This window comes from Micromonospora zamorensis (assembly GCF_900090275.1).
GTDB lineage: Bacteria > Actinomycetota > Actinomycetes > Mycobacteriales > Micromonosporaceae > Micromonospora > Micromonospora zamorensis.
Genome location: NZ_LT607755.1, coordinates 2,394,841 through 2,416,524, shown reverse-complemented (window position 1 = coordinate 2,416,524; position 21,684 = coordinate 2,394,841). Strand labels below are relative to the sequence as shown.

Annotated in this window: 21 protein-coding genes; 11 read left to right on the top strand and 10 right to left on the bottom strand. The window is 71.8% G+C overall.

What is annotated here, in order from left to right; translation table 11 throughout:
* The first annotated feature begins 18 nt into the window (after positions 1-18).
* Positions 19-714, top strand: coding sequence for an alpha/beta fold hydrolase (locus GA0070619_RS10185; protein ID WP_088947837.1), 696 nt, complete (start codon positions 19-21; stop codon positions 712-714).
* A 129-nt stretch (positions 715-843) separates the two neighbouring features.
* On the opposite strand, the gene GA0070619_RS10180 is transcribed toward GA0070619_RS10185, so the two are convergent.
* The 3 genes from GA0070619_RS10180 to GA0070619_RS33785 form a co-directional block, all read right to left on the bottom strand.
* Positions 844-2,118, bottom strand: coding sequence for an MFS transporter (locus tag GA0070619_RS10180; RefSeq protein WP_210792862.1), 1,275 nt, complete (start codon positions 2,116-2,118; stop codon positions 844-846).
* Positions 2,115-2,735, bottom strand: a complete 621-nt coding sequence (locus GA0070619_RS10175; protein WP_088947836.1) for an ArsR/SmtB family transcription factor — start codon at positions 2,733-2,735, stop codon at positions 2,115-2,117. Before GA0070619_RS10175 ends, GA0070619_RS10180 begins: the two co-directional genes overlap by 4 nt.
* Positions 2,736-2,799: 64 nt before the next feature.
* A complete protein-coding gene (locus tag GA0070619_RS33785; RefSeq protein ID WP_088947835.1) occupies positions 2,800-4,413 on the bottom strand; it encodes an LLM class flavin-dependent oxidoreductase in 1,614 nt (537 codons plus the stop codon).
* A 114-nt stretch (positions 4,414-4,527) separates the two neighbouring features.
* On the opposite strand from GA0070619_RS33785, the gene GA0070619_RS10165 reads away from it, so the two are divergent.
* Positions 4,528-5,121 (top strand): MarR family winged helix-turn-helix transcriptional regulator, encoded by a 594-nt coding sequence (locus GA0070619_RS10165; protein WP_088947834.1) that lies wholly within the window; start codon positions 4,528-4,530, stop codon positions 5,119-5,121.
* A 105-nt stretch (positions 5,122-5,226) separates the two neighbouring features.
* Here the strand turns inward: GA0070619_RS10165 and GA0070619_RS10160 are convergent, their stop codons facing one another.
* The 3 genes from GA0070619_RS10160 to GA0070619_RS33380 all read right to left on the bottom strand — a co-directional run bounded on the left by GA0070619_RS10160 (position 5,227) and on the right by GA0070619_RS33380 (position 9,712).
* Positions 5,227-6,738, bottom strand: coding sequence for a CehA/McbA family metallohydrolase domain-containing protein (locus GA0070619_RS10160; RefSeq protein WP_088947833.1), 1,512 nt, complete (start codon positions 6,736-6,738; stop codon positions 5,227-5,229).
* A 187-nt stretch (positions 6,739-6,925) separates the two neighbouring features.
* On the bottom strand, positions 6,926-8,923 hold the full coding sequence (locus tag GA0070619_RS10155; protein WP_088947832.1) for a Xaa-Pro dipeptidyl-peptidase: 1,998 nt from the start codon (positions 8,921-8,923) through the stop codon (positions 6,926-6,928).
* A gap of 126 nt (positions 8,924-9,049) precedes the next feature.
* A complete protein-coding gene (locus GA0070619_RS33380) occupies positions 9,050-9,712 on the bottom strand; it encodes a hypothetical protein (protein ID WP_231927362.1) in 663 nt (220 codons plus the stop codon).
* 431 nt (positions 9,713-10,143) lie between these two features.
* Between GA0070619_RS33380 and GA0070619_RS10145 the strand changes: the two genes are divergently transcribed.
* On the top strand, positions 10,144-11,106 hold the full coding sequence (locus tag GA0070619_RS10145; protein ID WP_088947831.1) for an AraC family transcriptional regulator: 963 nt from the start codon (positions 10,144-10,146) through the stop codon (positions 11,104-11,106).
* Positions 11,107-11,140: 34 nt separating this feature from the next.
* Here the strand turns inward: GA0070619_RS10145 and GA0070619_RS10140 are convergent, their stop codons facing one another.
* Positions 11,141-11,536, bottom strand: a complete 396-nt coding sequence (locus GA0070619_RS10140; RefSeq protein WP_088951681.1) for a winged helix-turn-helix transcriptional regulator — start codon at positions 11,534-11,536, stop codon at positions 11,141-11,143.
* A gap of 97 nt (positions 11,537-11,633) precedes the next feature.
* Between GA0070619_RS10140 and GA0070619_RS10135 the strand changes: the two genes are divergently transcribed.
* The gene (locus GA0070619_RS10135; protein WP_088947830.1) at positions 11,634-12,491 is read left to right on the top strand and encodes an NAD(P)H-binding protein; all 858 of its coding nucleotides are present in this window, start codon (positions 11,634-11,636) and stop codon (positions 12,489-12,491) included.
* A 106-nt stretch (positions 12,492-12,597) separates the two neighbouring features.
* Here GA0070619_RS10135 and GA0070619_RS10130 read toward each other — a convergent pair whose 3' ends face one another.
* A complete protein-coding gene (locus tag GA0070619_RS10130; protein ID WP_231927361.1) occupies positions 12,598-13,296 on the bottom strand; it encodes a TetR/AcrR family transcriptional regulator in 699 nt (232 codons plus the stop codon).
* A gap of 189 nt (positions 13,297-13,485) precedes the next feature.
* On the opposite strand from GA0070619_RS10130, the gene GA0070619_RS10125 reads away from it, so the two are divergent.
* The 5 genes from GA0070619_RS10125 (at position 13,486) to GA0070619_RS10105 (ending at position 18,130) form a co-directional block, all read left to right on the top strand.
* Complete coding sequence (locus GA0070619_RS10125; protein WP_088947828.1) at positions 13,486-14,433, top strand: ion transporter; 948 nt, start codon at positions 13,486-13,488, stop codon at positions 14,431-14,433.
* Between the two features lie 77 nt (positions 14,434-14,510).
* The gene (locus tag GA0070619_RS10120) at positions 14,511-15,680 is read left to right on the top strand and encodes an acyl-CoA dehydrogenase family protein (RefSeq protein ID WP_088947827.1); all 1,170 of its coding nucleotides are present in this window, start codon (positions 14,511-14,513) and stop codon (positions 15,678-15,680) included.
* Positions 15,680-16,525 carry a phosphate/phosphite/phosphonate ABC transporter substrate-binding protein gene (locus GA0070619_RS10115; protein WP_088947826.1) on the top strand — a complete coding sequence of 282 codons (846 nt, stop codon included), beginning with the start codon at positions 15,680-15,682 and terminating at the stop codon, positions 16,523-16,525. The genes GA0070619_RS10120 and GA0070619_RS10115 overlap by 1 nt, the downstream gene beginning before the upstream one ends.
* Entirely contained in the window at positions 16,522-17,739 is a 1,218-nt protein-coding gene (locus GA0070619_RS10110) for a sulfurtransferase TusA family protein (protein ID WP_088947825.1), read from the top strand. The genes GA0070619_RS10115 and GA0070619_RS10110 overlap by 4 nt, the downstream gene beginning before the upstream one ends.
* Before the next feature lie 37 nt (positions 17,740-17,776).
* Positions 17,777-18,130, top strand: coding sequence for a TraR/DksA family transcriptional regulator (locus GA0070619_RS10105; RefSeq protein WP_088947824.1), 354 nt, complete (start codon positions 17,777-17,779; stop codon positions 18,128-18,130).
* Positions 18,131-18,180: 50 nt separating this feature from the next.
* Here GA0070619_RS10105 and GA0070619_RS10100 read toward each other — a convergent pair whose 3' ends face one another.
* Together GA0070619_RS10100 and GA0070619_RS10095 are read right to left on the bottom strand one after the other, a co-directional pair.
* Positions 18,181-19,575, bottom strand: coding sequence for an FAD-dependent oxidoreductase (locus GA0070619_RS10100; RefSeq protein ID WP_088947823.1), 1,395 nt, complete (start codon positions 19,573-19,575; stop codon positions 18,181-18,183).
* Positions 19,576-19,621: 46 nt separating this feature from the next.
* The gene (locus GA0070619_RS10095) at positions 19,622-20,119 is read right to left on the bottom strand and encodes a GNAT family N-acetyltransferase (RefSeq protein WP_088947822.1); all 498 of its coding nucleotides are present in this window, start codon (positions 20,117-20,119) and stop codon (positions 19,622-19,624) included.
* 104 nt (positions 20,120-20,223) lie between these two features.
* Here GA0070619_RS10095 and GA0070619_RS10090 point away from each other — a divergent pair, with 104 nt between their 5' ends.
* Entirely contained in the window at positions 20,224-20,595 is a 372-nt protein-coding gene (locus GA0070619_RS10090) for an ArsR/SmtB family transcription factor (protein ID WP_088947821.1), read from the top strand.
* Positions 20,592-21,683 carry an ACR3 family arsenite efflux transporter gene (arsB, locus tag GA0070619_RS10085; RefSeq protein WP_088947820.1) on the top strand — a complete coding sequence of 364 codons (1,092 nt, stop codon included), beginning with the start codon at positions 20,592-20,594 and terminating at the stop codon, positions 21,681-21,683. Before GA0070619_RS10090 ends, arsB begins: the two co-directional genes overlap by 4 nt.
* Position 21,684: the final 1 nt, after the last annotated feature.

Sequence of the window (21,684 nt, the reverse complement as noted above, 5' to 3'; positions counted from 1 at the left end):
GCCGCTAGGGTCCCGCCCATGGCTGAATTCGTACTGGTGGCGGGGGCGTGGCTGGGATCGTCGGCATGGGACGAGGTGGTGGCGCCCCTTCGGGCGGCCGGCCACGGCGCCCACGCGGTGACCCTCTCCGGTCTCGCCGACAAGCGGGGCGTGCCCGCTGGGCAGCAGACCCACGTGCAGGACATCGTCGACGAGATCGAGCGCCGCGACCTGCGCGACGTGGTGCTGGTCGGGCACAGCTATTCCGGCATTCCGGTGGGCCAGGCCGCCGAGCGCATCGGCGATCGGTTGGCCAGGGTGGTCTTCGTCGACGCGGAGGTGCCGGTCGACGGCGGGTCGTTCGCGTCCGGTTGGTGGCAGGGCCAGGCGGTTTTCGAGGCGCTGATCGCCGACAACGGCGGCTACTGGCCGCCGCTGGGTGCGGCCGACTTCGACGGTCAGGGGCTCACCGACGAGCAGGTCGCCCGGCTGATCGAGGGCTCCACGCCGCACCCGGGGGCCACGCTGACCGAGCCGGCCGTGCTGACCCGGCAGTTGGGTGAGCTTCCGGCGACGTACGTCAAGTGTCTGCTCGACGGGCCTGAGCCCAACGACACAGTGGCCAAGCTGCTGACCAGCGACCACTGGCGACTGGTCACCATGGACACCGGCCACTGGCCGATGTTCTCCCAGCCCACCGAGCTGGCCCGGATCCTGGTGGCGGAGGCCAGCTGAGCTGAGTCGGGCGGTGGCGGCGAGGGCCCGCTGTCGCTTCGATGAGCGTGATGCCTCAACGGCATGTTGATGACTCTGCGGTATCACGCTCATCCGGGTGAGTGCGCGCCACGGCGACCCGCTCCAGCGTCAGGCCGTCTGGTCGTCCAGGGTTCTGATGTGGCGCACCGGCGACGCGACCAGCCAGAGCACGGCGAGCACGCCACCCAGGCCGGCGATGGCCAGGGTGGGTCGCAGGCCGATGGTGGTGCCCAGCACGCCACCGACCAGTGCGCCGACCGGTCGGATGCCGTAGTTGACGGCGCTGTAGGCCCCGGCCCGGCGTGCCAGAGCGTCGTCGGGTGTCACGGCGATGAGCAGGGCGTTCAGGTTGACGTCCATCAGCATCACCCCGACGCTGGAGACCAACTCGATGGCCGCCAGCATGGCCACCTTCGTCCAGGTGGGGCCGGTCACCAGCGCGGTCAGCGCCAGCGGTGCGGGAAAGAGCACCGCGCCGATCATGGCGGTACGCCCCAAACCGATGGCGCGGGAGATCCGTGGGGCGAGCGCCGCGCCCGCGAGCCCGCCGAGTGCCCCGAACCCGAGGGCGACACCGATCGCGCCGGCCGACAGGCCGAGGTCCCGGCTGGCGTAGAGCACCAGCAGTGCGCCGGCGATGAAGGTGAAGAAGTTGACAGTGCTGGTGCAGCCGAGGGCGGCCCGCAGCACCGGGTGCCGCAGCACCAGCACGAGCCCTTCGCGGACCAGGCCGAGAGTGGACGTCTGACGCGGAGGCGGAGGCGTCTCGGTGACCGGGATGCGGCGCAGCAGCAGCGCGGAGCCGAGGAACGACACCGCGTCGACGAGGATCGCGCCCGGCGCGCTGAGCGCCTGGACCAGCCCACCGCCGACGGCGGGGCCGGCGATGGAGGACAGCGACCGGCTCATGCTCAACTTGCTGTTCGCGTCCACGTACGCCGATCGTGGCACCAGGGCGACGAAGAAGGCCTGCCGCGCCATGGCGAACAGCACCGCTCCGAGGCCGGTGAGCAGTGCCACCAGGTAGAGCTGGGTGAGGGTGATCGCGTCGAACAGGTAGGCCACCGGCAGGCTGAGCAGCACCGCGGCGCGGACCAGGTCGGCGATGATCAGGAGCCGCCGCTTGTGGGTGCGCTGGTCCACCCACGCACCGAGGAACAGGCCCAGCAGGTTGGGCAGCCAGATCAGCGCGGTGAGGACACTGACCTGCACGGGTGTCGCGGTGAGCAGGGAGACGGCGATCAGCGGGAGGGCCAGTTCGCTGACCCGGTCGCCGAACGAGGAGATCGTCTCGCCGGCCCAGAAGGTGCGGAACCGTCGGTCGCGGTGCAGGGCCGGCGGGGGCACGGCGCCGGTGGCGCTCACGGTGCCGGCGGCGGTCACGACGTGGCCGGTTCGTCGTCGCCGGGCTCGGCCGGGGCGTCGTCGCCGGGCTCGGGCAGGAGGTAGCGCAGCATCCGGACGATCCGTGCGCCGTCCGGGGCCGACGTCTCCTTGCGCCGCACGTACGGAGCGATCAGCTCTTCGATCGACTCCTCCAGCTGCCGCAGCTCGTCGGCGGTGGCCACGAACCGGGTGTCGGCGATGCCGGCCAGCGCGCGCCACTCGGGGTCCAGTCGGGGCTCCTCGCTCAGCAGCCACTGCTGCGGCGCATCGGCGTTTCGGGCGAACATCTCGCCGCGCAGCTGCTGGCTGGCGGACTGCCCCTCGACACTGTCGGTCGCGGTGAAACGGAAGCCCCGGGCTGCGGCCTGCCACCAGCGTTCCCGCTTGCTGGTGGCGCCCTCCCAGTCGGTGACCAGACCGAACGTCGCGAGGTGCCGCAGGTGCCAGCTGACCACCGAGGGGGTGGCCCCGACGTGCGGCGAGAGCCCGGTCGCCGTGGCCGGGCCGTGCCGCTGAAGGTGTTCGAGGATCGCCAGCCGCACAGGGTGGGCCAGCGCCCGCAGCGCCTGCGGCTCGGTGATCTCGAAATCCCCGTACGGGTTCTTGAGAGACATGTTTCGAAAGTAGTCTCTCAGATTTGTCGAGGCAACCCCTGCCGCCCGGAGGGGGCCGTGCCGATCAGGCGATGCCCAACCGGGCCAACGGCTCGACCAGCTCCCGCTCCTCGTAGCTGAGGTGCGACAGCAGGGCGTCGGTCAGCAGGTCCACCGCCGCCCGCAGCTCGGTCAGACCGTCCGGAGACCCGACGTACGCGACGAGGGCCCGGTCGACGCCCTCCAACACGTCGTGAATGACGTGGTGCTCCTGCTCCAGCCGGTCGACGACCGGGCCGAGCCGCGGGTCACGCGCCCGCAGCCGGGGAAAGAGCGATTGGTCCTCGATCGTGTGGTGGGTGGTGACGATGCGGCAGTACGACTCGCAGTAGACGCCGAGCGTCCACCGGTTCTGCCGCATGGTCATGGTGTTGATGTGCGACCGGGCCGTGCCCGCGTCGATCTCGCCGGCCGCCACCTGCTCGATCAGGTCGTGGATCTGGGCCAGCTCGGCGCGCAGGCCGTCGTGGATCTGCACCAGGTGCGCACCGGTGGCCTGCTCGTGCGGGGTGTAGGTGCGGTCCGGGTCGGGCGTCGGCCCGGTCGGCCGGACCGACTCGTCCCAGACCTTCTGGTCGCTGCGCCGCACGCCGTCGTCGGGGGTTGGCACCACGGCGAACGCGCCGCCGGTCACGCTCGCGCGGCTCGCCCGTACCGGCGCGGCGGCGACCGGCGCCGGCTCCGGCTCTGCCGCCAGCTCCGGCTCCGCAGCCCGATCCGGAGTCGGCGTACGCTCCGGCGCCGCAGCCCGCTCGCGCTCGGCGGCGACCAACTCGCGGACGGCGGGGGCCACCTCGCCGGCGAATCGGCGCAGGTCGTCGGGGTCGTCGCTGGCGAGGATGAAGGTGCTGACGCCCTCCCCCAGCGCCAGCTCGGTCAGCTCCCGCGCCCACTGATCGGCAGGCCCGTTCAGTTGACCGCGCCCGACGGCTGAGAACTCGCCGGAGATGTTGAGCAGCCGGCGGACGTCCTGCGGTGCCCGGCCGGCCTGCTGCGCGGCGTCGTCGATGATCGCGTTGCCCTTGGCCAGGTCACCGGGCTGCAGGTAGCCCAGCGAGGGCAGCCAACCGTCGGCCCGGCGGCCGGTGAGCTGGAGCATCCGGGGCTTGTACGCGCCCAACCAGATCGGCACCACGTGCGCCGGGGCCGGCCCGCGCTTGGCGCCCACCACCCGGTGGAACTCGCCGTCGACCCGCACTCCACCGCGCGTCTCGGCGTCCCAGAGCTGACGGATGACCTCGATGGCCTCCTCCAACGCGCGTACGCCCTGGCCGGGGGTCAACCGCCGGCCGCCCATCGCCTCGATGGCATCCCAGAACGCTCCGGCGCCGAGGCCGAGGCCGACCCGGCCGCCGCTGAGCAGGTCCAGGCTGGCCACGCTGCGGGCGAGCACCGCCGGCGGGCGCAGCGGCAGGTTCGTCACGTTCGCCGCCAGGTGCACGCGGTTGGTCCGGGCCGCCACGAAGCTCAGCAACGTCCAGGTGTCGAGGAACGCCGGCTGGTACGGGTGGTCCTGGAAGGTGACCAGGTCCAGCCCGACCTGCTCGGACAGGACGGCGACGCCGACCGTGCGGTCCGGATCGTCATTGCTGGGGGTGACGAAGGACCCGAAGACCAGGTCGTGGCCGTAGTCGCTCATCTGTGAGCCTCCCGATTCGCACGACGCCTCAGGCGATGCGTCATGACCTCAACCTTATGCCACTCAGAACATCTTCTGCCAACAAGGTCTGTGCCGCTGCGCTACTGTCGGGGGATGACGGGTGCCACTCACCGGCCGGACCGGCCCGATCCGCTCGACGACGACCTGGGCTGGATGCTCGGGATCGTCTTCCGTGGCTACGTCCGGGCGGCCGAGCACACACTCACCGACTTCCCCGGCGGTCCACGCGGCTACCAGCTGCTCACGGCGGCGATCAATGGGCCGTCCCGCAATCAGGGGGCGATCGCCGAGGAGCTCGGCCTCGACCGCACCGTCCTCACGTACCTGATCGACGACCTGGAACGACCCGGCTTCGTCGCCCGTCGCGCGGACCCGGCGGACCGGCGCAACCGGCTGATCGACGTCACCGACGCCGGCCGCGCCGCCTGGGAACAGCGGCGCTCGGCGCTGCGGCAGGTGGAGTCGCACCTGCTGGGGTCGCTCGCGCCAGCCGACGCGGCGACGCTACGGACGCTGCTCCAACAGGTCGCCTGCTCGGCCCAGGCGGTGGACCCGCTGCGCGACCTCTGCGAGGTGGTGGCTCAGGTGCAACCCACCCCGGCACCGACGACGAGCCGCACCGGCGCCGCGCCCGGACGAGGCGTGCGGACCACCGCCCCCCGAGCCCGCCGCCGCGACACCGACTGACGGGCACCGACGGGGGCGGGAACGCGGCGCGGGTCCGCCCGCACCGCCCGACCGTCGTACGTCAAGCGGCGCGGGACGGACCCGCGGTGTTACTGCCGGGCCGGGTCAGCGCACGTGCACGAAGACCGGGTTCGAGTAGAACCACAGGTCGTCCCACGGGCTCTCCAGCCCGTCGGCGAGCGGCTCGGCCTCGTCGGTGCTGGTGCCCCGCACGCGCGCGTAGGTGTCGGCCTCGACGTTGCGCAGCGTGTGCCGGATGACATAGCTGTCACCCTTGCGGCGCCAGTCGCGCGGGCCGAACCGGGCCGCCACAGTGGTGGTGGGGTTGGTGTCGGCGTCCAGGCTGGCGCTCGGTCCGGTGATCTGGCCGACGATCAGGTCGACCCGGCGGACCTCGGGGCGGTCACCGTTCGCGTTCGGGCCGCCCAGTGGACGGAACGTGATCTCGATCTCGACGTCGGTACGGCTACGACGGCTGACCGTGATGGTCTCGCCCACGTCGGCGGTCCGGCCCTGGGACGTGGCGGTGACGTCGAGGCTGCGGATCAGGTCGCCGGTGGTGACCCAGATCCGGCCGTTGCGCAGACCATCCATGATGTCGCCGTAGTCCTGGCGCGCGTGCACGTACGTCTTGCTGTACTCGCCCGGCCAGAAGTCGGAGCCGCCGCGGGTCCAGTGCACGTGCGAGTCCGAGGTCGCGGTGATCCACCAGCGCCGGCCCTCGCCGAGCAGCGAGTCCCACAGGCCGCCGACCCGGGCGGTCATCTGGTCGAAGCCGCCGTAGGTGGGGTGGTTGCCGTAACCGCCGCGCTTGCCACCGTTGAGGGGGCCAGCCTGGTGCCCGGGTGCGCCCTCGAAACCGATGTAGACGTCCGGCGCGGCGTTGTTGCCGTTGCGGAACTCGCGCGGGGTGTCCTGGCCGTAGACGCCGAGGCCGGGCGCCGAACGGGACGCGTGGTGGGCGATCACCAGCGGCTTGTGCGGCATGCCCCGGGCAACCTTGAGGAACTCCACCATCTTCGCCTCGGTGTCCCGGGCCGGGTCGGTGGGGAACGCGTCGTACTTCGCGAACCGGCTCTCCAGCTCGAAGAGCTGCTTCGCCTCGTCGTCGTGGCGCGGGATCATCAGCGTGTGGTGGTCCAGCGAGGGCGCGTCGAACTCCATACCCCAGAACTGGAGCACCTCGGGGACCAGCTTGCGCGAACGCAGCAGGTCCGGGTACGCCTGCTCGATGTTCACCTTCGAGTGCGTCGGTCCACCGTGGTCGGTACACATGGCCCAGGTCAGACCGAAGTTCTTCGCCATGATGGCGTTGGTGACGATCGGGTAGACCGCGTCCGCGCCCTTGTGGAAGACGATCGGGGACTTCGTGGTGTCGAACTCGCCGCTGTACTCGGAGTGGATGTGGTGGTCTCCCGCACGCCACACCCGGTTCTTGGAGCCGCCCCGGTCGCTCTTGTCGTCGTCACCGGGCCGGCGCTCCTCGTCGGCCCAGGCCGCGCCCGCGCCGACCAGTGGGCTGGCCGCGGCCAGCGTCGCCCCGACGCCCGCGTACTTGACCAGCTTGCGCCGTGACAGCTGCGCGTGCTCGGTCTCTTCGGGTTGTCTGTCTCTCACGTGAGAGCCTCTCCTCGATCAAGCGAATGCTCTTTCGATCAAGGAGCTTCGGAGAGCGCGGTGAACACCCGTCGTACGGGACGCGTGCCCACGATGAACACCCTGCCCCGGCCTGTTTGTGGCCGGGCCGGGGCAGCAGGGGGTGACACCGCGACCGCGCGTGGTGCCCGATCGAGGCCCCGTCGGGTCAGGGCACCTGCCGTGTGTCACCGGCCGTCCGGGCGGCCGACGGGTCGGCGGGCGCGGTGACCACCGGCGGCGCGACGTCCACGGCGGGCAACCCGGCGCGGCCGGCGACCGGAAGGATCAGCTCGCTGCGGCCGAGGTCGACCCGTACGGTGGCGTCCTGGTCGTCGGTCTCGGTGAAATCCGGATCGCTCTGGCCGAGGACCAGGCCGAGCACGTGCCCAGCGGGCAGCACCGCGTCGTACGCGTTCAGCGGCACGGTCACCGTGTACCAGCGGTCCGGCCGCAGGGGTGTGCTGAACCGCAGCGAGCGGTGGTGCGCGGCGTCGAGCCATCCCCGGGTCAGCACCGCGTGGTCGGAGACCGCGGTGATCTCCTCGGTGTCCCGGTAGCAGGCGTCGTCGACGTCGGTGGAGGCTCCCCAGCAGGACTCGGTTGCCAATGTCCGCACACCTTCCGAGCTGTCATAACGGATCCGCTCGGCGGTGCCGTAGTCGACCAGTCGGGCGGTCAGCTCGGTGGTGGGCCGGTCCACCCGCACCCGCAGCCGCACCGAGGGGCTGCCGGAGATCCGCAGCGGCGTGGTCAGGGCACCGGAGAGGAAGACCAGTCGCCCGGCGGTCGCGGTGTTCGGCTGGGCGACCAGCTCGGCCTCGGGCAGTGACGCGTCGACGTACGCCTGCTCCCGGCCCGGTCGCGCGCCGCGCCCGCCGAGGGTCCCGGTCACGCCGTCGCCGGCGCCGAGGGCGACCCGGACGTCGCGGGTGCCGGGGGCGGGCCAGTCCCGCTGCGTCGTCCAGGCGCCCGGAGCCGTCTCCAGGTCGACGCGTGGCTCGTTCATCACCCCGTTGCGCAGCCCCTGCAACCAGAAGTCGAACCAGCGGTGCAGGGCTGTCACCCACTCGGCGCGTCGAACGTCGAACGGGTCCTCGTGGCCGGCCTGGTAGAGCCAGAGCTTGCGGGGCACGCCCTGGTCGGCCAACTCCTGCCACCAGCGGGCGAACTGGTTGGTCGTGACGTTCAGGTCGTTGACGCCGTGCGCCACGAAGACACTGGCCCGGACCCGGCCGGCCGAGGGCCGGTAGTCGCGCTGCGCCCAGAACGCGTTGTAGTCACCGGTCTCCTCAGCGCTGTCCGCGCGCAGCCGGGCCAGAGCGTCCGCGCAGGCTTCGTCGGTGCGGCCACTGACGTACGAGTGCAGGTAGCCGGGGTAGTCGGTGGTCCGCAGGTTTCCCTGGTAGCGCATGTAGTCGTACCAGCTGGAGATGGCCGAGATCGGGACGATCGTGGCCAGCCCCTCCACGCCCGTGGCGGCGACCCCGTTGGCGACCGAACCGTCCCACGACTTGCCGATCATGCCCACCTGGCCGGTGCTCCAGGTGGCGCTCACTGGCCGTCCGTCGGCGGTGTACGCGCGGGCCCGCCCGTTGAGCCAGTCCACCACCGCCTTGGCGCTGCCCACCTCGGCCGGGCCGCCGACGTCCTCGCAGCCGGTGGAGCGGGCGGTGCCCGCCAGGTCCACGGCGGCGAAGGCGTACCCGCGTGGGACGAAGTAGTTGTCGTAGAACAGCGGCGCCTTGGCGATCACACCGGCCGCGTCGTACGTCTTGAGTTCACTCTCGTTGCCCCGGCCACAGCAGAGGTAGTAGGGCGAGGCGTCCATGATGACCGGTACGCGGACCCCTGCGGCCGCGGCCTCTCTGGGCCGGACGAGGTCCACGGCCACTCGGTCCCGCACACCGTCACCATCGCTGTCGGCGGAGGTCTGGACCCACACGCTCTCCCGGATCGCGTCGGCGTAGGAGTAGGCGGGGACCGTCTGGTTGCCCCGGACGTGTGCGGGCACCGGGCGATGCCGCGCCGCCGGCTCCGCCGCGATCGGGGAAGCGGTGCCCGGAGAGGCGGTCACCGGGGCCGCCGGTAGTGCCGCGACCAGCAGGCCGACCAGGACGACGGCGACGCGGGCGCGGATGCTGGTGGGCGACGGAGCAGGCGTCATCGGTGTCCTCCCGGGGCGCGATGCGTGGATCACATTCCATCGCATCGATGTCCCCGCTGACTAGTGCCCACGCCGGTTCGGGTGCCGTCGGGAGGTCTCCGACAACCGACGGCCGGGGCGTCCTGGTCAGATCCGGGCGCGGGGCAGCCAGCCCAGGAATCGGAGCCGGACCCGGGGCAGCGGCACCGTGGGCAGGTCCTGGGCGGCGGCGACGAGACAGGAGCCGAGATAGACCGCGAGCGCGGCGCGTGCGCCACCGAACTCGGCGAGCAGTTGGCTCTGCTTCGTGGCGCAGGGCCACTCACGACCACATCCGGTGCAGGTCCAGCTCGGTGGGCTGGGAAGGTGCTCCGGCAGCTTCGTGCGACGGTACCGGCCGACGACGCTGTTGTCCGCGCGCACGTCGCGTCGCCGTGGCGCGGGGCCGCCGTTGCGCTGCCCGACCGGGCGGGCACCGGGCAGGTACCGCCCGACGGTGCCGAAGAGCACCCCGACGCGGATCAGGGCGTCCGGCCCGACGTGGTGGGCCAACAACGCCGTCATCAGGTAATGCCCCAGCAGGTCGAAGGCGTCCCGGTTCAGACCCAGGTCACGGCAGAGGTCGACGAAGTCCGGCGTGGTGAGGGGCACCCGGTCGTCGAGTGCGCGGCGCAGCACCTCGCGCAGAGCGCGGCCGAGCCGCTCGACCGCGTCACCCTCGCCCAGCCCCAGGCTGTCCTCGTCCGCCACCCGGGCCAGCGCCTCGGCCACGGCCAGCCGAACGACGCGGTCAGGATCGATACGGTCCAACGCTCCTCCTTCCGTGGGCCGGTCACCCGGCGGTGGCCCGGTCGTCCTCCGACTCCCGGGGGAATCATGAACAAGATTTCGCTGTCGGCGACGAGGGTGGCTAGATCAGCAGGCGTAGAAACAGTTGGCGCGCTAGCCGGAAAGCGAAGTCGACCTACCGACACATCGCAGCGATTCGCGGGACGACGCGACGTGATTGTCGTAAGGTGACATTCCCATCGACAGATATTGCGTCCTCACGACATCCAACGGTCAGACCAGATCCGACGCCCTCGACCGGTCGCTGCCGTCCCGCTCGCGACCCCACCTCACCGCACCGCACCGCCGGCCAACGACGTGCCGGGTCACCGCCGAGCATTCCGGCACGTCCCGATCTCGCCGCCGACACCGTTTCACCAACCGGCGGCACCCGCACCGGACGGAGACAGCGGATGTCGTCAACACCACTGCAGACCGACCAGTTCGAGAGCCGTGACCCGGTCACCATTCAGCAGTTTCTGTCCACCGTGTACGACACGAAACTGCGCATCCACAGCAGGAACGGATACCGGCTCAGTCATCACCGTGTCGACGCCGGCCCCTTCGTCGTTTCGACCACCCGCCAGACCGGGCATCTCGAGATCGATGCCAGCACCCTCGGCGGGTTGGTCGTCGGCAGCGCCCGGACCGCCCGTGGCGAGCGCTCCTGCGACGGGTCGACCGACCGGTTCGCGCCCGGCGACGTCCTCCTCGTCACCAGGCCCGAGGAGCCGTGCCGCGTACGGTGGCATCCCGGCGAGGTGGAACTCTGTGTGCTGGACCTGTCGGTGCTGACGCAGGTGGCCACCACGGCGCCGACGCGGCGGCCCGGTCGGATCCGGTTCACCGATCTGGGTCCCGTCAGTGGGGCACTCGCCCGGCAGTGGCGCAACACCACCAGCTTCGTCAGCGACGTCCTGCGGAACAGCCTGACCACCGGGGTGCAGCCGCTGGTGATCGGCAATGCCGCGCGGATGCTCGCCGCGGCGGCGCTCACTGTGTTTCCCAACACCGCGTTCACCGAACCGACCACCGCGGATCGGAACGACGCCAGCACCGCCACGTTGCGACGGGCGATCGCGTTCGTCGAGGAGCACGCCGACCGGGACATCAGCGCGGCCGACATCGCCGGTGCGGCCGGCGTCTCCCTGCGGGCGGTGCAGCTCGCCTTCCGCCGTCATCTCGGCACCACCCCGACGGCGTACCTGCGTCGGATCCGGCTCGACCGCGCCCATCACGACCTGGTGCGCGCCGACCCCCGCCGGGAGACCGTGTCGGCGATCGCCAGTCGGTGGGGGTTCGCCAGCCACAGCAGGTTCACGGCCCGCTACCACGCCAGCTATGGCGTACCGCCGCGCGAGACGCTGCACGCCTGAGCCACGGCCCCGTTCGCCCGAGGCGTGGGCCCGTCTAGCCCCGGTCGCGCTCGTGGGTGTCGCGGGCGGTCTGCAACTCGGGCACCGATGCCTCCAGCAGGTCGGCGAGGCCACGCAGTTGCTCGGCGACGCGGGCGCCGAGCGGCGTCAGCGAGTATTCGACGCGCGGTGGGATCGCGGTGAGCACCTCGCGGGTGAGCATCCCGTCCCGTTCGAGGGTCTGCAGGGTCTGGGAGAGCATCCGCTCGCTGACCCCGTCGATGCGGCGGCGCAGGGCGTTGAACCGGTAGCGCCCCTCGCCGAGCGCCAGCAGAGCCAGCGAGGCCCATTTCGAGGTGACGTCCTCGAAGGCCGCACGGGAGGTGCACCCCCGGGCGAAGACATCGCTGACGAATTCCTGGGTAGGCCCCGCCGGGTCCTGGGCGGGCATGTCGCTCACCTCACCAGCCTACCTGACGGTTACGCTTCGACTAGTGCTGTAGATTAGTAAGTGCTTACAGATCTGCTGCTATCCACCGGAGGTTCCCATGCCCACCTACGCCGTCACCGGTGCCACCGGCCGACTGGGTCGCCTGGTGATCGGGCAGTTGCTCGACACCGGCGTTCCCGCCGCCGACATCGCCGCCGTCGTCCGCAGCCCGGAGAAGGCCGCCGACCTGGCCGCGCGCGGGGTCGAGATCCGCAAGGCCACCTACGACGACCCGTCGACGCTGCCCGGCGCCGTGGCCGGCGTACGCCGTCTGCTGCTCATCTCCGGCGACACTCCCGGTCAGCGCGTCGCCCAGCACACCGCGGTCATCGAGGCCGCCACGCTCGCCGGGGTCGAGCGGCTGGTCTACACCAGCATCCTGAAGGCCGACACCACCACGAACCCGCTCGCCCCGGAGCACAAGGCCACCGAGGAGGTCCTCGCCGCCTCCGGTCTCGCCTACACCGTGCTGCGCAACGGTTGGTACACGGAGAACTACACCGACCAGCTGCCGCAGTACCTGGGGTCCGGCACGATCCTCGGCGCCACCGGTGGCAGCAAGGTCTCCGCCGCGACCCGGGCCGACTACGCGGCAGCCGCCGTGGCGGCGCTGACCCGCGAGGAGGACGGCAACGCCGTCTACGAACTGGGCGGCACCGCGTTCACCTTCGACGAGTTGGCCGAAACCGTCACGGAGGTTACCGGCACCACCGTCGTCCACCGGGATCTGTCCGCCGCCGAGCTGGCCTCGGCCCTGGAGAACGTCGGCCTCGACGCGGGCACGGCCAGGTTCGTCGCCGCACTGGACCACTCGATCGCCATCGGCGAGCTGGCGACCGACAGCGACGACCTCAGCCGGTTGATCGGGCGGCCGAGCACCCCGCTGCGCGACGCCGTCCGGGCCGCGCGGGCCTGACCCGGCACCGGCCAGGCCGGTGCCGGCCGGCCCCGCTCACCACCGAAAACTAGACCAGCTGGCACCGGCCGGGCGACGGATCGGCCGACACCACCGGCCGATCCGCTCAGCCAGCCTCGGCGAGCAGCAGACCGGTCAACAGGCTGCGCAGGGTCCGCTCGACGAGGTCCGCCCGGGGCGCCGGCACGGGGGGCTGACCGAAGGCCGCGACCAGGTGCGGGTACGCCGCGAGGTCGACACCGGCGAAGCTGAGGGCCCCGGCCCCGGCGGCGGCCTCGCGGCGGGCGAAGAGGCTCACGACGCCGGTCATCATCGCGATGGCCTCGAACTTGGCGGTGACCGCGCACGGCAGGGGTTCCAGGACCCTGATGCAGTTGTCGAACCAGGCCAGGCTCTCGGGGCCGACGCCGGAGGCCCGGTGGAACACGTCGAGCAGCCACGGGTGGGCGCCGAACAGCGCCAACTGCCGGCGGCCCAACAGCACCATGGTGTCCAACCAGTCGCCCTCCGCCTGCGGGTACGGCCGCAGCTCCCCGATGACCCGGTCGGTCATCAGGTCCAGGAGGTCGTCACGCGACGACAGGTACCGGTAGAGGGACCCGGCGCCGGTGCCGAGCGCGCTGGCGACGGCACGCATCGACACGGCGGCGAGCCCTTCGGTGTCCGCCAGGGCGACGGCGGCAACCACGATGGCGTCCCGGCTGTGGGCGGGAGCGGGGCCACGGCTGCCGCGTTCGGGCCTGCTCCAGATGGGCGGGCGGCCGGGGCCACCGTCACCGGCGCTCACAGGGGGTGCGTCACTCACCGGCCCACTCTAGATAGCGGGCGAGGTTCGCAGTCTTCGTCGTGTGCGGCGGACACGACGGTCGTACCCCCGATCATTGATCTTGGATAGGCTGACGGGCATGCCCGCACGCCACCCGCACCGCCACCACGACGGCCGGAGGTGGGCCCGCACAGCGGCCCCGGCACACGTGTTCGAGCCGGCCGACTGGTGAGTGGCGCACCCGCGCCCGCCCAGCGAGGTGAGCCGACCCCGTCGCCGCAGCACCGATCCGGTTGGGCGGCCCGCTGCGCGCGGCTCGCCCGGTCGCGCCCGTTCGAGATCGCCATCGTCGTGGTCATCCTCGCCAACGGGATCGTCCTCGGCCTGGAGACGTACGACGACCCGAACCGGGCCAACACGGCACTGCACTGGCTGGAGGTGCTCTTCCGCGCCGTCTTCGTCGTCGAGATCGGTGTGCGGTTGGCGGCCTACGGCAAACGTCCGCAGGACTTCTTCCGGCACGGCTGGAACGTCTTCGACTTCGTGGTGATCGCGGCCATCTTCATACCGGGCCTGCACGGCGACCCGGCGCTGCTGCGCGTCGTGCGGGTCGCCCGCATGGTCCGGCTGGTGCGGTTCTCGCCGGGTCTGCGGACCATCGTCTCCGCGCTGTGGCGCAGCCTGCCGGGCGTCACCGGGTTCCTCGCCCTGGCCGTGGTGACCCTCTACGTGTACGGCATGGCCGGCTGGCTGATCTTCGGTAGCAGATACCCGGAGCAGTACGGCGACATCGGCAAGTCGCTGCTGACGCTGTTCGTGCTGCTGTCGTTGGAGACCCTGCCGGACCTCATCGAGCAGGGCATGGCCATCTCGCCGTGGACACTGCTCTACTACGTCAGCTACGTGGTCATCACCGTCAACCTGCTGCTCAACATCCTCATCGCGGTCATCGTCAACTCGATGGAGGAGGCACGCCGGCTGGAGATGACCGAGCGACTGGCCCCCGACTACGACGAGGACGGCGACGGCGTACCGGACGAGGTGGACCGCATCGCGCTGACCCAGCGGCTGGACGACCTGCGGGCGGTGATCGCCGAGCTGGAGCGGGAGTTGCGGATCGACCGGGAGGACGGGCACGGCCGGCCGCACCGGGACGGCACGCGTACCAGAGGGTGATCCGGTGCTCGCGCTGTGTCCTCCAGACCGGATAGTGTCGACGGCGGCCTGACCGCTTCGGTCGAAGGGGCACCAGCATGACGACCACTGTCGACAATGCCCATCCCACCACCGATGTCGCGAGCACCCTCGGCACCGTCATCGACGACGTGATCCGCCCGCAGGCGACGACTGTCGACCGGGAGGGGGTCTTCCCCCGCCAGGGTGTCGACGCCCTCGCCGCGGCCGGCCTGCTCGGTCTGGCCTGCTCGACCGAGGTCGGTGGCGGCGGCCACGGCATGCGGCTGGTCGCCGAGGTCGTCGAGCGGCTGGCCGCCGAGTGCGGCTCCACGGCGATGGTGGTCCTCATGCACTACGCGGCGACCGCCGTCATCGAGGCGCATGGCCCGCGCGAGGTCCGCGCCGACATCGCGGCCGGCGGGCACCTCACCACGTTGGCGTTCTCCGAGTACGGCTCCCGCAGCCACTTCTGGTCGCCCACCGGCACCGCGACAGCCACCGACGACGGCAGTGTCCGCCTCGACGCCCGCAAGAGCTGGGTCACCTCCGCCGGCGAGGTGGACAGCTACGTCTGGTCGAGCCTCCCGGTGACCCCCGACGCCGGTCCGATGACACTGTGGCTCGTGCCGGCCGGCAGCGCCGGTCTGAGCGTGACCGGCGACTTCGACGGGCTCGGCCTGCGCGGCAACGGCTCCCGGCCGATGACCGCCGACGGGCTCCGGGTTCCCTCGACGGCGATGATGGCGGCCGACGGCGCCGGGCTCGACACCGCGCTCGGTGCGGTCCTCCCCTGGTTCCTGGTGCTCAACGCCGCGTTCTGTCTCGGTCTCGCCCAGAGCGCGGTCACCGAGGCGAGCCGCCATGTCACCAGGACCACGCTCGCGCACACCGGTGCCGCCCTGCGCGACGCGCCCGTCACCCGCCGCGACCTCGCCCGACTGATGATCCGCACCGACGCGCTACGCGCCTTCCTGGGCGACACCCTCACCGCTCTGGAGACCGGCCGCGACGACGCGACGCTGCGGGTCCTCCAGGTCAAGGCGCTCGCCGGCGAGACCGTCGCCGACGTGACCGACGGCGCGATGCAGCTCTGCGGCGGCAGCGCGTTCCGCAAGGAGCTGGGCCTTGAGCGCCGTTTCCGGGACTCGCGGGCGGCCCGGGTGATGGCACCGACCACCGACGCTCTGCACGACTTCGTCGGCCGGGTCGCCACCGGCCTGCCACTGCTCGACGAGGCCAACCGCTGATGCCGGCGCCATCGGTCCTGATGGGCGCCGTCGCGTACGACCCCAAGGTGGTGACCATCTGGGAGGGCTTCCGCGCCTGGCTACGTGGGCGGGGTCTGGACTTCGACTTCGTCCTCTACTCGCACTACGAGCGACAGGTCGAGGATCTCGTCGCCGGACGGATCGACGCGGCATGGAACTCACCCCTGGCCTGGCTGCGCGCCGTGCGACTGGCGGTCGCCAACGGCGCGACCGTCCGCGCGCTCACCATGCGCGACACCGACCAGGACCTCACCTCGGTCGTGGTGGTTCGGGCCGACTCGCCGGCGCGGCAGGTCACGGACCTGGCCGGGAAGGTGGTCGCGGTCGGGGCGGTGGACAGTCCACAGGCGACGCTTATTCCGCTGGGTCATCTCGCGGCCGCCGGGGTCGAGGTCGACGTGCGCCGCTTCGATGTCGGCGTCGGCCTGCACGGCGACCACATCGGTGGTGAACGCGACGCGGCCCGCGCCCTGCTGGCCGGGGAGGTCGACGCCGCCTGCATGATCGACGCCAACCACCTCGCGTTCGTCCAGGAGGGCACGCTGCCGCCCGAGGGCACCCGGATCGTCGCGCAGACCGCACCGTACGACCACTGCAACATGACTGTCCGCGAGCCGGAGTCCGCCGGGGTCCAGCTCTTCGGCACGCTACTGCTCGGCATGTCGTACGCCGACGCACAGGTGCGTCCGCTGCTCGACCTGGAGGGGCTCACGGCCTGGAAGGACGGCCGCACCACCGGGTACGACGCCCTGGCCGGGGCGGTCGACGCCACCGGCTTCTACTCCCCTGACGGGCGGGTGACGGCCACGGACTACCGGCCGTGAGCGCGGCGCCGGCCGCCGACGCCGAGGTCCACCTCGGTGACCTGAGCTTCGGCCGGGGCGCACACCTGCTGGTGCACCGAGCCCTGGCCGGTCTGCCGCCCGGAGGCCGGTTGGCGGTCCGCGGACACGACCCGGCGCTGCCGGTGCACCTGCCCGCCTGGTGTCGTGGCCGGGGTCATCGGGTCGAAGCGCCGGAGCCAGGCGACCGGACCGACGTGGTGGCGGTGGTGGTCCGGGGCACGGCGGACGACGACCGCTGGTTCGGCGCGGAGCGCGCCGGGCCCGCCCTCCCGACGGCACTTCGCAGCCGTCCGCCGGCGCGGTGGGGGCTCGGCGCCCGGGGTGCACTGCTCGAAGCCGGTGGCCCCGAGGCCCGGTTCGACCTGGACGACCGCGACCTGGTGTGGGCCGATGTCGCTCCTCACCTCTACGCGCAGGCGGCGGCGCGGCAGTGGGACCCGCAGACCGCGGTGCCGTGGGACGACCCGTTCGCGCTGCCAGCCGACGTCGAGGCCGCGGTGGTGCAGGTGATGACCTACCTGGTCGAGAACGAGCAGGCCGCCCTCGTCGTGCCGGCCCGGTTCGTCGGGCGGATCCATCCACACTTCCGTGAGGTGGTGCAGCTTCTCGCCGTGCAGATGGCCGACGAGGCCCGGCACATGGAGGTGTTCAGCCGACGGGCACTGCTGCGGGGCGCCGAGATGGGCACGTCATCGGCCGGCGGTCGACAGTCGCTCTTCACGCTCGTCGCGGAGTCCGACTTCGCGCTGGCCTCGTTCCTGCTGTCCGTGCTCGGTGAGGGCAGCTTCGTCGATCTGCTCTCGTTTCTCCACCAGAACGCCCCCGACCCGGTGACGCGGCGGATCTGCTGGCTCGCCATGCAGGACGAGCGCCGGCACGTGGTGTTCGGAATGGCGCACCTGGAGCATCAGGCGCGGCTCGACCCGCTGCTGCGGGACCGGCTGCGGGCGGCCATCCACCGCCGCCACGACGCGCTCGTCGACACCGCCGGCCTCAACGCGGACGTCTTCGACGCGCTGGTGGTGCTCGCGGCGGGCGGCTGGCATCCCGACGACGTGTCCGCCGGCTTCGACCGGGTGCAGGCCCTGCAACACGCGATGGATCAGGGCCGCCAGCGCCGACTGGTACGGCTGGGTTTCCGGCCCGACGAGGCGGCCGCGCTGTCCGCCCTGCACACCCGCAACTTCATGTGAGCGACCACGCTCACTGCGGGGGTACGGTGGAGTGGCCATGGACAGGAACTCCAGCGCGGTCCGCGAGGAACTACTGCGGCTGCGTGAGCAGACCGAAGCGCAGGCCGCAGCCCTGGACGGTGACCTTCGGAGCCTCTTCGAGGCCTCCCGGTCGTCCAACGCCGACGACGAGCACGACCCCGAGGGCAGCACCATCGCCTTCGAGCGCGCGCAGCTCACCGCCGTCCTGGACGCGGCCCGCCGACGCCTGGCCGAGCTGGACAACGCGCTGCGGCGGGTCGACGACGGCAGTTACGGCGTGTGCGAACGGTGCTCCCGTCCCATTCCCGCCGAGCGGCTGGTCGCCCGACCGTCGGCGCGTACGTGTGTGGCCTGCGCCAGCCGACGGTGACGGTGCCCGTCGGCCGCGAGGGTCACGGGCACCGTCGTCGTACCCGGTGATCAGCTCGCGCAACAGCCTCCTGCGGGCGCGGCGTCGAGGGCAACGAGGCTGAGCGGCGCGGACAGCAACCCGCCGGAGATGCCGGTGCTCAGTCCACGCCCCGTCGGCTCCGGCCCGCAGCAGTTGTCGCCGCTCGCCGATTCGGCGGGGTTGCTGTTGCAGACGCCGGTTTCGGGCAGGTCGAGCTGGACCTCGCGGGCGGCGGTCCAGTCCCCGGCGAGGGCGGCCACGATCGAGCGGACCTGCTCGTAGCCGGTGGCCATGAGGAACGTCGGCGCCCGGCCGTAGGACTTCATGCCGACGGCGTAGTAGCCGCTCTCCGGGTGGGCGAGTTCGTCCACGCCATGCGGGGGAACGGTGCCGCAGGAGTGCTCGTTGGGGTCGATCAGTGGAGCGATCGCACGGGTCGCGCCCAGGACCGGATCCAGGTCCAACCGCAGCTCGGCGGCGATGGAGTGGTCGGGTCGGAAGCCCGTGGCGGCCACGATGCGGTCGACGGTGATCGACTCGTCGGTGCCGTCGGCGTGCCGCACGACCACGCTCACCCGCCCATCGGTCGGGGCGAGCGCGTGCACCGAGAACCCGGTGAGCAGCCGGATGCGCCCGGCGTCGACGTGCGCCCGCAGGCGCGAGCCGAGCGCGCCTCGCGCCGGGAGGGCGTCGGCCGCCCCGCCACCGTAGGTACGCGTGGGCGAGGCGGTCCGGATCGCCCAGGTCACCTCGGTGCCAGGTTCGGCGGCGGACAGCTCGGCCAGGGACAGCAGGGTGTTCGCGGCCGAGTGGCCGGACCCGATCACGAGGGTGTGCCGGCCGACGAACCAGCCCCGGTCGGCACCGAGCACGTCGGGCAACGCGTGCTCCAGATGGGCGACCGAGTCGGCCTCTCCCCTGGCGGGCAGGCCGGACGCGCCGAGGACGTTCGGCGTACCCCAGGTGCCGGAGGCGTCGATGACGGCGCGGGCGAACAACTCGTCGCCGTCGGCGAGGCGAAGCAGGAAGGGCGCGGTGTCGCGTCCGGCGGTGCGCAGCCGGTCGAGGCCGAGGCGGCTGATCGCCTCCACGCGTGCCCCGTAGCGCACGTGCGGCTTGAGCTGCGGCAACTCCGCGAGTGGCTGGAGGTAGTCGCCGACGAGTTCCGCGCCGGTGGGCAGGGCCTCCGGGTCGGGGGCGACCCAGCCGGCCTCGTCGAGGAGCCGACGGGCGGCCGGATCGACGTTGTACCGCCACGGTGAGAAGACGCGCACGTGCCCCCACTGCCGTACGGCGGCACCGGGGGTGTCGCCGGCTTCGAGGATGGTGAAGGGCAGGCCGCGCTCGTGCAGGTGCGCGGCGGCGGCGAGACCGGTCGGGCCGGCGCCGATGACGACGACGGGAAGGCCGTCCAGAGCGTTCATCCGTTGACTCCTCGATGTGGTGGCCCGCCTGAGGGGCGCGGGCTCGTCAGGTGATGGTGGGGCTGCGACGTTCGAGCAGGACGACGTCGCGCCAGCGGTCGTGGTGGCGCCCGACCCGCTCGCGTACGCCGATCACGCGGAACCCGGCCCGCTGGTGCAGCGCCATGCTGGCGGCGTTCTCCGGGAAGACTCCGGACTGGATCGTCCAGATGCCGGCGGCCTCGGTGGAGGTGATCAGCGCGTCCAGCAGCAGTCGGGCGACGCCACGGCCCTGGGCGGCCGGGTCGACGTAGACGGAGTGTTCGACCACTCCGGCGTAGACCGCGCGGGTCGAGGTGGGCGAGACCGCGATCCAGCCCAGGACGGTGCCGTCGCGGTCGACGGCAACGAAGCGGTGCCCGGTCAACCGGGCGGCGTCGAAGGCCGTCCAGGTCGGGGCGGTGATCTCGAAGCTGGCGTTGCCGGCGTCGAGGCCAGCCTGGTAGATCGCGAGGACCCGCTCGGAGTCGGCCTCGGTCATGGGCCGCACGGTGAGGTCAGCCATCCAGGTGTTCCTTCCCGGTGGGTTCGGTTGCTCGACGACGCTTGTCTCGACGCCTGTCGAATCAGACAGTTGCACACTGATTAGATCAGTGTCAACCTAGAGCAATGTCTAATCAAGCGGTATCGGCGGCCTGCTGCCCCTCGCTGACCGAGCGACGCGTGCCAGCAGAGGCCGCCGCGGTGCTCGCGCCCGCGTTCAAGGCGCTCGGCGACCCGGTGCGGCTGCAACTGCTGTCGATGATCGCCTCCGCCGAGAGTGGGGAGATCTGCGTCTGCGATCTGACCCCCGCGTTCGACCTGACCGGGCCCACCATCTCGCACCACCTCAGGACGCTGCGGGAGGCCGGGCTCGTCGACGCCGAACGCCGGGGCACCTGGGTCTACTATCGCGCCCGGCCGGCCATGCTGCGCCAGCTCTCCGCACTGCTCACCGTCACACCCGCAGCCGCGGCCACCGACCGACCGGACTGCTCGTGACCAGCACCGTCCAGAGCGACCCGGCCGAGAGCGCCGTGGTCGGTCGCCTCTCCCGACTCGACCAGTTCCTGCCGGCCTGGATCGGGCTGGCCATGGTCGCCGGCCTGCTGCTCGGTCGCCTGATCCCCGGCCTGGACAGCGCGCTGGAAGCGGTGACGGTCGGCGGGATCTCGCTGCCGATCGCGATCGGCTTGCTGATCATGATGTACCCGGTGCTCGCGAAGGTCCGCTACGACCGGCTCGACACCGTCACCGGCGACCGCCGCCTGCTGATCTCCTCGCTGGTGCTCAACTGGCTCGTCGGCCCCGCCGTGATGTTCGCCCTGGCCTGGATCTTCCTGGCCGACCAGCCCGCGTACCGCACCGGCCTGATCATCGTCGGTCTGGCCCGCTGCATCGCCATGGTCATCATCTGGAACGACCTCGCCCGCGGTGACCGGGAGGCCGCCGCCGTCCTGGTCGCGCTCAACTCCGTCTTCCAGGTCGCCGCCTTCGGTCTGCTCGGCTGGTTCTACCTCTCGGTGCTGCCCCGGTGGCTGGGGTTGTCCGGCGCCGATTTGACGATCTCGGCCTGGGACATCGCCCGCAACGTGCTCATCTTCCTCGGCATCCCCCTGATCGCCGGCTACCTCACCCGCCGTCTCGGCGAGCGCGCCAAGGGCCGCACCTGGTACGAGGCACGCTTCCTGCCCAGGATCGGCCCGGCCGCCCTCTACGGATTGCTGTTCACGATCGTGATCCTGTTCGCGCTACAGGGCGACGCGATCACCAGCCGCCCCCTGGACGTCGTCCGCATCGCGCTGCCCCTGCTGGTGTACTTCGCCCTCATGTGGGCCGGCTCCTACGCTCTCGGCCGGGCCATCGGTCTCGGCTACGAGCGCACCACCACCCTGGCCTTCACCGCGGCCGGCAACAACTTCGAGCTCGCCATTGCGGTCGCGATCGGCACCTTCGGCGTCGCCTCCGGTCAGGCCCTCGCCGGGGTCGTCGGCCCGCTGATCGAGGTGCCCGTCCTGGTCGGGCTGGTCTACGTGTCCCTGTGGGCGCGCCGCCGCTTCTTCACTCCCGCACCCTCGGCAACCGCGTAAC